Raw genomic sequence first — 14,589 nt, forward strand, 5'->3', positions numbered from 1 at the left:
GCGCGCACTCGTGACAAGTTCCCGCAGGCCGTAAAAACAATGCGTTAGAAAAGACCATAGAGAATAGCCTGTTCCCATGTAGGAATCTGTACAAACCCGTTCTAGAAAAATAGTCTTGCCCGCCCGTTTGGGGCAAACTCCCGGTTTTTCCACCTTTGGCCAAGGCATGCCCATGACTCCCGCTTCGTCCGTCGATGAAAAGAGCTTCCGTACACTACTGAGCCGAAACGTGGCGTTGCCCCTGGGTGTGGGCGTGCTCAGTGCTGTATTTTTCGTCGTATTGATCACCTACCTGCTGTCGGTCATCCAGTGGGTGGAACACACCGACCGGGTTATCAATAACCTCAATGAGTCGTCCAAGCTGACGGTGGACCTGGAAACCGGCATGCGCGGCTTCCTGATCACCGGTGACGAGCATTTCCTCGACCCTTACGAAGTGGCCAAGCCGCGAATCATTGCCGACCTGCGCAATTTGCAGGAACTGGTGGCGGACAACCCGCAGCAAGTGGACCGTCTCAAACGCCTGGAGGCCATGCAGGCCGAGTGGAACAACTACGCCCAGTCGATGATTGATATGCAGCGCAGCAGTGGCGACTACCGCAGTGCGGTCAAGGCCGGCCGCGGCAAGCGCCTGACCGATGAGATCCGCAAGGAATATGACGATGCGGTGGCGATGGAACAGCAGTTCCGCATCGCCCGCAATGAAGAAGTCACCCGCACCACCGTGATCAGCGTCACCCTGTACCTGGCCTTTGTACTCGGTTTGAGTGGCTTTCTGGCTTACATTGGTCGTAAAAATTTAGTTTCTTTATCAGATAGTTACAGCGCAAACCTCGCGTCCCAACAGAAGATCGCGCGGCGGCTGGAGCAACAGGCTTGGTTGCGCAATGGCCAGACTGAATTGGCTGAACAGGTGCTCGGCCAGCTGACCCTGAACATGCTGGGCCGCAATATCCTGCAATTCTTTGCCCAATACATGGGCTCGGTCGTCGCCGCGCTGTATGTGCGCGAAGAGCACGGCGGCCTCAAGCGCGTGGCCACCTACGGTTTCTCCCGCGAGCAGGAACAGCGTGAGCAAGCGATCTACAGTGATGAAGGCATCGTTGGCCAAGCGGCCCAGCTGGATCGCCTGATTCGCCTGGACGATGTGCCGGTGGACTACTTCAAGGTCAGCTCCGGCCTGGGTGAGGGTGCTGCACGCAGTGTGCTGGTCATGCCCACCAGCGATGATGATCGCGTCAATGGCGTGCTCGAGCTGGGTTTCCTGCGGCCACTGCAAGAACGCGACGAGGAGCTGCTGGAACTGATCGCCGGCAATATCGGCACCTCCATCGAGGCCGCCCGTTATCGCCAGCGCCTGCAGGAAGTGCTGGCCGAAACCCAGCAGCTCAACGAAGAGCTGCAAGTGCAGCAGGAAGAGCTCAAGACCGCCAACGAAGAGCTGGAGGAACAGTCGCGCATCCTCAAGGAGTCCCAGGCTCACCTGGAAACCCAGCAAGCGGAGCTTGAGCAGACCAACGAGCAACTCGCCGAACAGACGCAGACCCTGGCCGAGCAGCGCGACGCCATGGACCGCAAGAACGTCGAACTCAACCAGGCCCAGCTCGAGCTGGAAGACCGTGCCGAAGAGTTGCAGCGCTCCAGCAAGTACAAATCCGAATTCCTCGCCAACATGTCCCACGAGCTGCGCACGCCACTGAACAGTTCGTTGATCCTGGCCAAGTTGCTGGCCGAGAACCCGCAGGAAAATCTCAGCGCTGAGCAGGTCAAGTTTGCCGAATCGATCTATTCCGCCGGCAATGACTTGCTCAACCTGATCAACGACATCCTGGACATTTCCAAGGTGGAAGCCGGCAAGCTCGAAGTACGCCCGGAAAACTCCAGTGTGGCGCGTTTGGTAGACGGCCTGCGCGGCATGTTCGAACCGCTGGCGGCCGATCGCAAGCTGGGCTTCCAAGTGGACGTGCAGGAAGGTTCGCCGACCATGCTGTTTACCGACCGCCAGCGCTTGGAACAGATCCTCAAGAACCTGCTGTCCAACGCGATCAAGTTCACCGAGCAGGGCGACGTAAGCCTCTCTGTGTCGCGTGCACCGGGGGAGGGCATTGCCTTCACGGTTCGCGACTCCGGCATCGGCATTGCCCCGGACCAGCAGGAAAGCATCTTCGAAGCCTTCCGCCAGGCCGACGGCACCACCAATCGCCGTTATGGCGGCACCGGCCTGGGCCTGTCGATTTCCCGCGACCTGGCGGCGCTGTTGGGCGGCTACATCAGTGTGGCCAGCGAGCCAGGCAAGGGCAGTATCTTTACCCTGGTGTTGCCGGAGCAGTATGTCGAGCGCGAGGCAGACGCCGCCCCTGTCGAACCGCCGCGCCAAGTGGTGATGGCACCCGCACCGGTCCCCGTCAAGGTGTCACCGTTGCCGGTGGCCGACGCCAAGCTGATTCCGCGCTTCGCCGACGACCGCGACAAGACCCCGTTTACCACGCGCTGCATTCTGGTGGTGGAAGACGAGCCGAATTTCGCCCGTATCCTCTTCGACCTGGCCCATGAACTGGGCTACCACTGCCTGGTGGCCCACGGCGCGGACGAAGGCTACAGCCTGGCCGAGGAATACATTCCCGACGCCATCCTGTTGGACATGCGCTTGCCGGACCATTCCGGGCTCACTGTTCTGCAGCGCCTGAAAGAGCACGCCAACACCCGTCATATCCCGGTGCATGTGATTTCCGTGGAAGACCGCGTCGAAGCCGCCATGCACATGGGCGCCATTGGCTATGCGGTCAAGCCCACCACCCGCGAAGAGCTCAAGGACGTGTTTGCGCGCCTGGAGGCCAAGCTGACCCAGAAGGTGAAGCGCGTGCTGCTGGTGGAAGACGATGACCTGCAGCGCGACAGTATTGCCCGCCTGATCGGCGACGATGACATCGAGATCACCGCCGTCGGTTTTGCCCAGGAAGCCCTCGACCTGCTGCGTACCAATGCCTACGACTGCATGATCATCGACCTCAAGTTGCCGGACATGCTCGGCAACGAGCTGCTCAAGCGCATGGCCACCGAGGATATCTGTTCGTTCCCGCCCGTGATCGTCTACACCGGGCGCAACCTGACTCGCGATGAAGAGGCCGAACTGCGCAAGTATTCGCGCTCGATCATCATCAAGGGCGCCCGCTCGCCGGAGCGCCTGTTGGACGAAGTCACACTCTTTCTGCACAAAGTCGAATCCCAGCTGTCCCATGACCGCCAGAAGATGCTCAAGACCGCCCGCAGCCGCGACAAGGTGTTCGAAGGGCGAAAAATCCTGCTGGTGGACGACGATGTGCGCAACATCTTCGCCCTGACCAGCGCCCTGGAGCACAAGGGCGCGGTGGTGGTGATCGGCCGTAACGGCCGTGAAGCCATCGACAAACTCAATGAAGTCGACGATATCGACCTGGTGCTGATGGACGTGATGATGCCGGAAATGGACGGTTACGAGGCCACCGCCTTGATCCGCCAGGACCCGCGCTGGAAAAAGCTGCCGATCATCGCGGTGACGGCCAAGGCCATGAAGGACGACCAGGAACGTTGCCTGGCGGCCGGTTCCAACGATTACCTGGCCAAGCCGATTGATCTGGATCGTCTGTTCTCACTCATTCGCGTATGGCTACCGAAGATGGAACGCATTTAAGTGGAGCGAAGTTTTTTGGAAAAAAGCAGCGACATTGAGCTGCGCCTGTTGATCGAGGCGATTTACCTCAAGTACAGCTATGACTTCCGGGATTACTCCGGGGCGTCGGTCAAGCGCCGTGTGGCTCATGCGTTGCGCCAGTTCGATTGCGCGACGATTTCCGCCTTGCAGGAGCGCGTGCTGCACGACCCGGCGGCGTTCATGCAGTTGCTGCAGTTCTTGACGATTCCGGTGAGCGAGATGTTTCGCGACCCGTCGCACTTCCTGGCGATCCGCCAGGAGGTGGTGCCGCTGCTCAAGACCTATCCGTCGATCAAGATCTGGATCGCCGGCTGCAGCACGGGCGAGGAGGTGTACTCCATGGCCATCCTGTTGCGCGAAGAGGGGTTGCTGGAGCGTACGATCATCTACGCCACCGATATCAACCCGGCGTCGCTGGACAAGGCCAAGCAGGGCATCTTTTCGCTGGAGAACGTCCGCGCCTACACCGCCAACTATCAGCAGGCCGGCGGCCAACGTTCATTTGCCGACTACTACACAGCGGCCTACGATTACGCGATCTTCGATAAAACGTTGCGCGAGAATGTCACCTTCGCCGACCACAGCTTGGCGACCGATAGCGTATTCTCAGAAACTCAATTAATTTCATGCCGTAACGTATTGATTTACTTTAATAAAAAATTGCAAGATCGCGCATTTGGTTTGTTTCATGAGTCGCTGTGTCATCGCGGCTTCCTGGTGCTGGGCAGCAAGGAAACCCTGGACTTCTCCGCGTACGGCAAGCAGTTCGAACCCTTGGTCAAACAGGAACGGATCTACCGAAAACTATGAATCAAGCGGCTGCCAGCCCGGCAAAGGTCCGGGGTATAGAGGCTATCGTCATCGGCGCCTCCGCCGGTGGCGTAGAGGCGTTGCTGATAGTATTTGGCCAATTGCCGGCAGATTTCGGCTTGCCTATCGTCGCCGTATTGCACCTGCCGGACGAGCGCCGTAGTCAATTAGCCGAGGTGTTTGACCGGCGCGTCGCCATACCGGTGGTGGAGGCGCGCGACAAGGAAACGCTCAAGCCGGGCACCCTGTACTTTGCCGGTCCCGGCTATCACCTGTCGGTGGAGCAGGATCGCAGCTTGTCGCTGAGCCAGGAAGACCGCGTGCACCATTCGCGACCCGCCATTGATTTCCTGTTCGAGTCCGCCGCCGAAGCCTACGGCAAAGGCCTGATGGCCATCCTGTTGACCGGCGCCAACCACGATGGCGCCCGGGGCCTGGCCTACGTCAAGCGACAGGGTGGAACCACCGTGGTGCAAGACCCCACTGAAGCACGTGTCGACGTCATGCCCCGGGCTGCGCTGGCGCTGCACACACCCGACCACATTCTGACGTTGAGCCGCATTGGCTCATTGCTGGCTTCCCTGGAATATTCCCCATGTTAAGTACTGTCCAGGCCAAACTGCTGATCGTCGACGATCTGCCGGAAAACCTGCTGGCCCTCGAAGCGCTGATCAAGCGCGAGGACCGCCAGGTGTTCAAGGCATTGAGCGCCGACGAGGCCTTGTCCCTGTTGCTGGAGCACGAGTTCGCCATGGCGATCCTCGACGTGCAGATGCCCGGCATGAACGGGTTCGAGCTGGCCGAATTGATGCGCGGTACCGAGAAAACCAAGAACATCCCGATTGTGTTCGTCAGCGCCGCCGGCCGCGAACTCAATTACGCCTTCAAAGGCTACGAAAGCGGCGCCGTCGACTTCCTGCACAAACCGCTGGATATCCATGCGGTGAAGAGCAAGGTCAACGTGTTCGTCGACCTGTATCGCCAGAGCAAGGCGATGAAGCAACAAGTCGAAGCCTTGGAGCGCAGCCGTCGCGAACAGGAACTGCTGCTCACGCGCCTGCAGGCCACCCAGGCCGAGTTGGAACAGGCGGTACGTATGCGCGACGACTTCATGTCGATCGTCGCCCACGAAGTGCGTACGCCCCTGAATGGCCTGATTCTCGAGACCCAACTGCGCAAGATGCACCTGGCGCGGGACAACGCCGCGGCGTTCGCCCTCGACAAGATGCACGCTATGGTCGACCGCGATGAGCGGCAGATCCAGAGCCTGATCCGCCTGATCGAAGACATGCTGGATGTGTCGCGCATTCGCACCGGCAAGCTGTCCATTCGCCCGGCGCGCTTCGACCTGGCGCAGTTGGTGAGCAACTTGGTAGAGAACTTTGCGCCGCAAGTGGCGGCTGCGGAATCGTCCATGCAGCTGATTGTGGACGGCCCTGTTGAAGGTAACTGGGACGAGTTCCGCATTGAGCAGGTGGTCACGAACCTGCTGACCAACGCCCTGCGCTACGGGGCCAAGAGCCCGGTGGAGGTGCGCGTGTACAGCGAACATGGCGAAGCTCGTGTGGAAGTGCGCGACCACGGGATCGGCATCAGCGAAGACAACCAGAAACGTATTTTCCAACAGTTCGAGCGTGTGTCCGCCAGTCAGGTGGCGGCAGGCCTGGGCCTGGGACTGTTTATTTCCGAGCAGATCGTTGCAGCCCATGGCGGCACCATCGAGGTCGAAAGCCAGATAGGCGAGGGCGCCCTGTTTCGGGTGTGTCTGCCCCTTGAACAGTCGGCATGAAATCAATCGTCATTTCGACGCAACCTTCTGCGTGACCCCATGGTCGTAATTGCAGCAATTGACCGAACAAAGGCTTCCCATGAGTGAAGATGCGCAAGATGTCGTTCTGATCGTCGAGGACGACGAATCCATTATGTTTGTGCTGGGTGAGTACCTGGCCGGCCTGGGCTATCGGGTGTTGAAGGCGATCGATGGGGAGCAGGCCTTCGAAATCCTGGCGACCAAGCCGCACCTGGACCTGATGGTCACCGACTACCGCCTGCCGGGTGGGATTTCCGGGGTGCAGATCGCCGAGCCTGCGATTATGTTACGGCCTGAACTGAAAGTGATCTTCATCAGCGGCTACCCGCAGGAAATCCTCGACTGTAACAGCCCGATCACGCGCAATGCGCCGATCCTGGCCAAGCCGTTTGATCTGGATACGCTGCAAGAGCATATCCAGCGATTGTTGTCTTAAACATGGCGGAGCCAACCAGGGCTCCGCTCATTTCTCGGGAACCGAGTGGGTTCAGACTGTCCGGATTTCCTTCCAGCGCCGTGTTCCAAAGCGTCCGTGATGCTTAGGACGATGTGATAGGGGCGTCATACAGTTTTTTGAGCTCTGGACTGAAGACACTGTTTTTCACCTGCCATTCGTCATCATGATCGAAGACCTTAAATTCCAGCTTGTTACGATCATTGCTGTGGGTTCTATAGCTCGCCCCCAACTTTTTATCGTGAAAGAGTTTTTTCAGGCCTGCCTCCATGGCATCGGCACTCGAAAAGGTCGCGATACCCAAGTTGGGGTCATAAAAATAAAATGACTTCTCCGTGCCCTCTATTTTGATACCGGCGGCCATTGCATGGCGGGGAGAATCAATCATGATTGATTTTGAAACGGTAGAGTTGGCGAGTTCATTTACCATGTCTTGATAGGAGAGCTGCCGGGTAGATTTCCCCGCATGGAAAGCAGTCTTCGGGCCCACTTGGATTTGAAGCTTATTTAGCGCTTTCATAAACTGCCTGGAGGCGGGAGCTTTGGGGAAAGCGGCAGCGGTGTACATATTTCTTATCAGCACTTTTTCCTTCCCTTGCTCGATAGCGCTCGCCATGGCCCGTGAAAGAGCGGCGCACTGTCCGTCAGACAGTTGAGCGGTTTGGGAAAGGTAGATAACTTGTGGGATAGGGACGACCTTGCCGAAGCCAGGTTCTATAACGCTGATGAAACGCGCCGACGCTTTTCGGCCGAACGCATAGGCAATATCATCGTATTTCCTGACCAGAGTCCCCAGCTGCTTTGCCGTCAACGTTTGTTTGTTGGCCAGTTCCATCAGATCCTTGATACTTTTAGCGCTGGATAAACCTTTCACACTCTGTAATGTTCCAGTGTTATAGCCTTCATCAAAATCAGCGCTTTCTGGACCATTGCGATGTTTCGCCACTTTTTTTCCCCAGTTTTCAATCAGGGAGTCCTCAATCTTCCGGCGACCATCGCTCGCGGTCGCCCACGTTGCGAACGAACCCGCCTCTAAGCGTGCTGAAGGCAGGAAATCGTTTAACGCGGGACCATAGGGTTGCCGGGTAATGGGGTTGTAGGCGTACCAGTTGTTATTTTTAAAGACCGCGGCCCCCTCTGCAAAATCGCTGTCAAGTTTGAATGTGCCGATTGAAGCGCGATCGAACTGTTTACTCGCGCTCACCATGTCATAGCTCGTCCTCGCGCCTCGTAACTGCCGGATATCCTGGCCCACGTCAGCAATGATGTGCCTCGCCACGTTTCGCGCGCCGCGCCCAGCGCCTCGCAGTAAGTCGGTTGCGCCGTCCAAGGGGTTGATCAAGCTGAGCGTTCCACGCCCCAGGGTCTTTGTAATGCGCAGCGCCTTACCACCGGCTGACAGGGTGCCATTTGCAACTTTCGCGGCTTTACCAACGACGTTTGCACCTGCCGTCAGAATGCCGAATATGTCGAGCGACAAGTCGACGATGCCTTCACCGATATTGCCATCGGTAAAGTTTTTGATGGCTGATCTGAGCGGAATCAGGTTAAGAACGAATTCATTGAATTTCTTGTAAAAGGGCACTTCGGATTCAACGGTGGTAACCCCTCGCGCCTCGGTTTCCAGCGCTTGCCAGAAGCTGGTGACCTTGGCCACCGTGGCACCGATGGCTGACGTTCTGGGGCTGGAAAAGCTATTCAGCGGGCCGCCCGTATCCGTTTTCGCGTGTGCGAGCTGCTCTCGCTGATTGGGCTTGCTTTCATCGCGGATGGAAAGCGTGACCGGTACCATGTCCGTGTAGGGCGTGTTGATGTTTCGCCGCTCGCCCCCTTCAATACCCAGCCCAGGTTGATAACCCGGTTGGAAGTCACCCAGGTCCCGGCGCTTTTCGAGCGTGTTCTTTTGCACGTTCACTTCGTAGGTGTGCGAAACCCCGTCACGCACCACTTTCAACAGGACAGGGTTGCCTGCCGACATCGCCCGGAAGATCATCTGACCCTGGCCAACACGCGTCGCGCCTTTAAATTCCCGGAAGAGCGAAAGACTCCCGTATTCAATATTTTTGCGGTCTTCCAGGGGCAACTGCGCTATCAGGTTCTTGACTTGCGTGGCGACGCTTTTATCAAGCGCCTGGCCGAATTGTGCAAATTCAACATGGAACTGTTGATTGACATCCCTCAGCGATTGAGTCTTGCTCAATACACCGTCAATCGTGAAATTGGGTGTGTTTGCTTCAGAGCGGCCCGGGCCTCTGCTTGGTGGCGTATAAGGCTCAAGCACCCAGCTGTTAGGCGTTTTGGTCCTGTCGGGGAGACGAGGATGATAGGGCCGCATCGGAGGGTTTTGCAGCATGCCCTCGATATAAAGGTCCAGTATCGAGTAGGGCCCCGGCCGATCTTTATCGTAAGTGGCGAGCACTATGCATTTGAGCTCCAGGCGCACATCATCGCCCAAAACCTTGCGCAACTCCGCCAAGGCGATTTCCCTGCGGGAAGCCGGCACAGGCGCGCTTTGCGCCTCGGATGCGTGTCTCAATTCGATGAGTTGCTCGTTGTAGGCCTGAGCCACTGTGTTCATGTCTTCCGGCGAAGTCACCTGGGTGACGATGCTATTGGTAATGCCCCATTCCTTGAGCGCTTCATGATGCGCGATGTATTCGATCTGGCGTTGAGCCGCCGAGACTGGCTGGATCTGCGCATTCAACATTATCTCCCCGTATGTCATCGTCGCGGCGCGACCAGGCGCCTCAGCCTCAATGCGCGCCACCGCAATACTGAAGTTGACGTGGGCGATGGAGCCATGGGTGACCGTCGGAGGAATATCCTTCACCAGTAACTCCGGCGCCCTTGAGGCCAACAGCAAGTGGGCCTGGATCAATGCTTTTTCGGGGGTTGAGGCTCGGCGCGTTTGGAAATAAAGGTAATCGGCCACGCTCTGGGCGGTTTTGGATAACGGTTGGCCTTTGAGCTGCTGCCCGGCCAAGTCAAAGCCGTCGACATGCTTTGCCGGCAGTGCTGAGCGGGCGGCTTCGGGCGCGTCATGCCACTGCAGGTTCAAGGCGGCCATCAACCAGTCATTGGCGCTGCCGGAGACCGACAGCGCGTCAAACCTGGCTTTGATCGCCTCGCCCAACGCTTGCCCCTTCGGCGATTGGATGATTCGGTCGAGCACTTGCTGCGGGTTACGCAGCTCGGACGGTTCAAACGCAATACCCCGCATCAACGACTCCAGCACACAGCGGGTGGACGCCAGGTTCAGGTTGCCGACATCACCGTAAAGCAAGAACGCAGACAGTTGCCGTTGCGCCCCCTCGTCAAGCGGTCGAGGCCAGGACGTTGCACCTCCGTAGTTGCCGTATATCGGGCTGCGGGGTGCCGGCGCGAGGAGCAACGACCTGAGGTTCTGCGCATCCTCTGCGGTGACTGGACTATCAAAGCCGTGGTACTCAAGAAAGTCCTGCAGGCTGACGGCTTCCCCTTCCGACAGCCCCCTGTCCCGTTCATATGACGAGTCGGGATGAACAGTGAAGGTGGTATCACGCAAATACTTGGGAATCTCCGAAACCTCCAGGTTGCCAGTCTCCAAAACTGAAGCCAGGTGCTTGAGCGACACCGCCACGTCGTGCCGGTTGTTGATGTTGCCAAGTGCAACTTTCTGATTGTCTAAGGCATCCTCGCTACGCTGCTCCTGAACGCCAGGGAAATGAGCCGGGTCCAGTAAACCAAAAGTCTTTTCCTGTTCAAGTTCAGCCGAACGTTGTTGAAATTCCAAGGCTGTGTTTTGTTGTTGCTCAAAGTAGAAGCGCCCAACCAGCCAAGCGGGCGCACGGTCCGGGGACTCAGGTGATGGCAGCGGGAAAGGCATGTTTTTGTCGGATATGACCAGACCTGCATCCACTAACGGCGCCCTGGCAGCAGACCATCGCGGGTCCTCGCTACCGCGCTTCTGCATAGACGCCGTGAGCGAGACATCCGGCGCTACCTTGTAGCTGATCTGACCGGTTTTCGGCAGAATTTCAATCGATCCTGGAAGGGCTCTGACATATCGCCGCCATTCAACAAAATCCCGAGATTGAGCAGCATTGCCCAACTGAGTCCACCATTGGCCGAACGTCGAGCCCGGAGGGACATCAACCATGATGGCGTTGTCGTTGACCTTCGCCCCCGTAAACCCCAACAACGCTTTAGCGTAGTTTTGCGCCAGTTCAGCGTCGCCGCTGGTGCGCAGGGAATCAGTAGCGGTGGGTAATGGGGGGCCGGCAGGTTCCGACACCACGGCTACTATGGCCGAAACCTCGGGGGCGGGGGCTTCGAGGCGAACGGGGGAAGGGAATGCACGTACAGAACTGCTGGAAATGCTCATAGGGCGGCGGCTCAATCGTCAGGATTAAAGTCTGCCGGGAAAAATTCTAACTCCCAGCGGTAACTTTACGTGCCTCAAGCGCCCCTATGATTCCAGTACTGAACCGTATTTTTGTTTCTGTCTTTTACCTCCTTCAGGTCACGCTCGAAAATTGCCCGCCTGGTGGTTGACGTCACACAACCTACCTCACGCCTGAATCATCTCCCTGACCTTCGCCGTCAACAGGTCAAAGGTAAACGGCTTGGTGATCAATTGCATGCCCGGGTCCAGAAAACCTCCCCGTACGGCGGCGTGCTCGGCATACCCGGTAATGAACAGCACCTTGAGTTCCGGCCGGATCTGCCGGCCGATTTCTGCCAGCTGTCGGCCGTTCATGCCGGGCAAGCCCACGTCGCTGATCATCAAGTCGATACGCTGCTCGGACTCGATGATCGGCAGCGCCGTATCGGCATCGCCAGCCTCGACAAAGGCGTAGCCCAGTTCTTTGAGTACCGCACTGACCAATACACGCACGGCGGGGTCATCTTCGACGATGAGCACCGTTTCACCCGCGTTGGCGAATGGCAATAACGTCGGGTTGACCGCTTCGTGCGTTGCCATTTCACCGACAAACCGTGGCAAAAACAGGCTGACCGTGGTGCCTTTTCCCACTTCACTGTGGATCGTCACGTGGCCATGGGATTGGCGCGCAAACCCGTAGATCATCGACAACCCCAGGCCGGTGCCCTGGCCAATCGGTTTGGTGGTGAAAAACGGATCGAACACGCGGCCCATCACGCTTTCCGGAATGCCGCAGCCGTTATCGCTGACGCTCAATTCCACGTAGTCACCGGGTTTCAGGGTGCCATAGGCCGCCGTGAACACATTGTCGAGATGGCGATTGGCGGTCTCGACCGTGAGCTTGCCGCCACCGGGCATCGCGTCTCGCGCGTTGATAACCAGGTTGAGCAGGGCGCTTTCCAACTGGTTCGGGTCGGCTTCGGCGGTCCAGAGCTGGTCGTCCAGGCGCATGTCCAGCGTAATGCTCTCGTTGATGCTGCGCTGCAGCAACTCGCCCATGGAGAACACCAGTTGGTTGATCCCTACGGGTTTTGAATCCAGTGATTGGCGACGGGAAAACGCCAGGAGTCGATGGGTGAGGCCCGCCGCTCGGTTGGCCGAGGTCACACCGAGGTCGATAAGGCTGTCCAGATCGTCCAACTTGCCCCGGGATACACGCCTGCGCAGCAATTCCAGGCTGCCGATGATGCCGGTGAGCATGTTGTTGAAGTCGTGGGCGATGCCGCCGGTCAATTGGCCGACGGCTTCCATTTTCTGCGATTGGCGCAAGGCTTCTTCATTGCTGCGCAATTGCGCCGTACGTTCTTCGACTTGCTGTTCGAGGGTCTCCAGCGTGCGCTGCAAGCGCAGTTCACTCTCGCTCAAGTCAATCAGGCGGTCGCGTGCTTCGTATTGACGGCGCCGACCGCGCAGGGCGGTACTCACCAGGCTGATCAATGTCACAGGGTGGAACGGCCGCTCCAGAAACGTCACGTTGCCCAACAAGCCGCTCAAGTGGGATGAGCCATTCTGTTCGCTGCCGCCGTGATGGGTCATCAGCACAATGGGCAAATCCGACCAGGCCGGCTGCTGATGCAAGTACTCCAGCAAGGGTTCCAGATCAACCCCGCGCAACGCTTCAGCCGCAATGATCAGTAAGCCTGCACCTTGCTCCAGCGCTTCGCACAGTTGCACCAGGCTGCCGACAGTGACGCCAGCGTAGCCAGCCTCGTTGAGCATCATCAACGCCAGCGACCCGTCACGGCCCATTGGCGCAAGGACGATCGCACGCTCGGAGACGGGAGAGAGCGCCGTCACACCCCCTCATCCTTGAGCAAAGGGGAGCCTGCGCCCATGTAGGTCGGTATGCCGCGCAACACGCCTTGGAAGTTATCAAGGGGCTCGCCAACGGTCATGCCCTGGCTGCCAATTCGGTATTCGCGAATGGTGGCTTCATGGGTGCCGGTGCGTTTCTTGATGATCGAGATGGCTCGACGCACCTTGCCCAAGGCTTCGAAGTAGCGCAGCAGGATCACCGTGTCCGCCAGATAGGTGATGTCGACGGGGGCCTGCATATCACCGACCAGCCCGTGTTGCGCGACCGTCATAAAGGTCGCCGCGCCCCGGCGATTGAGGTACAGCAGCAGTTCGTGCATATGCAGGATCAGCGCGTTTTCTTCGGGCATTGCCGCCTGGTAGCCGTTGATGCTGTCGATGACCACGGTTTTGATTCCGCGTTCGTCGACGCAACGCCGCACCCGGTGCGAGAACTCGCCCGGCGACAACTCGGCGGCATCGACCTGTTCGATCAGCAAGTTGCCGGTTTCCTGCAGGGCGGCGAGGTCGATACCCATGTTTTTCATGCGTTCGAACAACAACCCCAGCTCTTCATCGAAAATAAACAGTGCGGCTTTTTCGCCGCGCTCCACGGCGGCGGCGGCAAAGATCATCGAGATCAGCGACTTGCCGGTACCGGCCGGGCCGAGAATCAGGCTGCTGGAGCCGGTCTCGACCCCGCCGCCCATCAACGCATCCAGCGCGGCAATGCCGCTGCTCAAGGTCTCGCGTTTATAGCCCCCGCGATGCTCGGCGGCCACCAAGCGTGGGAACACATGGACGCCATCCTGCATGATGGTGAAGTCATGAAAGCCGCCCCGGTATTTCTGGCCGCGGTACTTCACCACCCGCACCCGGCGGCGCTCGGCGCCATAGTTGGGGGTCAGCTCTTCCAGGCGGATGACGCCATGCGCAACGCTGTGCACGGTCTTGTCGAGGGATTCGGTGGTGAGGTCGTCCAGCAACAGGACGGTGGCGTCGTAACGCACAAAGTAGTGCTTGATCGCCAGGATCTGCCGGCGATAGCGCAGGGAGCTTTGCGCCAGCAGGCGGATTTCCGAAAGGCTGTCGATGACCACGCGGGTCGGCTTCACCCGTTCCACCACCTCGAAGATCTGCCGGGTGGCCTCGCCCAGTTCCAGGTCGGAGGAGTACAGCAGGCTTTGCTGGTGGTCGGCGTTGAGCAGACTTTCCGGCGGCGTGAGTTCGAAGATATGAATGTTGTCATCCAGGTCCCAACCGTGAGACGTGGCACCTTGACGCAACTCGCGCTCGGTTTCCGATAGGGTGATGTACAGCGATCGCTCGCCGCTTTTCGCCCCCGCCTGCAGGAAATGCAGGGCGACCGTGGTTTTACCGGTACCGGGCTCACCTTCCAGCAGGAACAGGTGGCTGCGCGAGAGTCCACCGGCAAGAATGTCATCGAGACCTTCAATGCCAATGGCCGCTTTTTCGGATAGTTGCGCTTTGGATGTAGACAAGAAGTGCCCTCAGGTCACATACGAGTAGAGGATGCGCGGCCATGTGGACGCGCCATATTCTCTTGACCGTAGTGCTTTGCGGCGGTTCAACCTTTTACTGGGGAA

8 protein-coding genes are annotated in these 14,589 nt (G+C 58.4%); 5 read left to right on the forward strand and 3 right to left on the reverse strand.

Annotated features, from left to right (window positions below; all coding sequences use genetic code 11):
• Positions 1 to 172 precede the first annotated feature (172 nt).
• From K7431_RS01115 to K7431_RS01135, 5 genes are all read left to right on the forward strand, one after another.
• Positions 173 to 3,670 (forward strand): response regulator, encoded by a 3,498-nt coding sequence (locus K7431_RS01115; protein WP_043205341.1) that lies wholly within the window; start codon positions 173 to 175, stop codon positions 3,668 to 3,670.
• Positions 3,671 to 4,501: a CheR family methyltransferase gene (locus K7431_RS01120; protein WP_012724198.1), complete on the forward strand. Its 831-nt coding sequence runs from the start codon at positions 3,671 to 3,673 to the stop codon at positions 4,499 to 4,501.
• Positions 4,498 to 5,103 (forward strand): chemotaxis protein CheB, encoded by a 606-nt coding sequence (locus tag K7431_RS01125; protein ID WP_012724199.1) that lies wholly within the window; start codon positions 4,498 to 4,500, stop codon positions 5,101 to 5,103. Before K7431_RS01120 ends, K7431_RS01125 begins: the two co-directional genes overlap by 4 nt.
• Entirely contained in the window at positions 5,097 to 6,290 is a 1,194-nt protein-coding gene (locus tag K7431_RS01130) for a hybrid sensor histidine kinase/response regulator (RefSeq protein ID WP_012724200.1), read from the forward strand. The genes K7431_RS01125 and K7431_RS01130 overlap by 7 nt, the downstream gene beginning before the upstream one ends.
• A 79-nt stretch (positions 6,291 to 6,369) precedes the next feature.
• Positions 6,370 to 6,747, forward strand: coding sequence for a response regulator (locus K7431_RS01135; RefSeq protein ID WP_012724201.1), 378 nt, complete (start codon positions 6,370 to 6,372; stop codon positions 6,745 to 6,747).
• A 103-nt stretch (positions 6,748 to 6,850) separates the two neighbouring features.
• Here the strand turns inward: K7431_RS01135 and K7431_RS01140 are convergent, their stop codons facing one another.
• The 3 genes from K7431_RS01140 to K7431_RS01150 form a co-directional block, all read right to left on the reverse strand.
• On the reverse strand, positions 6,851 to 11,128 hold the full coding sequence (locus tag K7431_RS01140) for a hypothetical protein (RefSeq protein ID WP_043205342.1): 4,278 nt from the start codon (positions 11,126 to 11,128) through the stop codon (positions 6,851 to 6,853).
• Positions 11,129 to 11,314: 186 nt separating this feature from the next.
• Positions 11,315 to 12,985, reverse strand: coding sequence for an ATP-binding protein (locus tag K7431_RS01145; RefSeq protein ID WP_012724203.1), 1,671 nt, complete (start codon positions 12,983 to 12,985; stop codon positions 11,315 to 11,317).
• Complete coding sequence (locus K7431_RS01150) at positions 12,982 to 14,484, reverse strand: ATPase domain-containing protein (RefSeq protein WP_012724204.1); 1,503 nt, start codon at positions 14,482 to 14,484, stop codon at positions 12,982 to 12,984. The genes K7431_RS01145 and K7431_RS01150 overlap by 4 nt, the downstream gene beginning before the upstream one ends.
• Positions 14,485 to 14,589 lie beyond the last annotated feature (105 nt).

This window comes from Pseudomonas fluorescens group sp., from assembly GCF_020093335.1.
Taxonomy (GTDB): Bacteria; Pseudomonadota; Gammaproteobacteria; order Pseudomonadales; family Pseudomonadaceae; genus Aquipseudomonas; species Aquipseudomonas petroselini.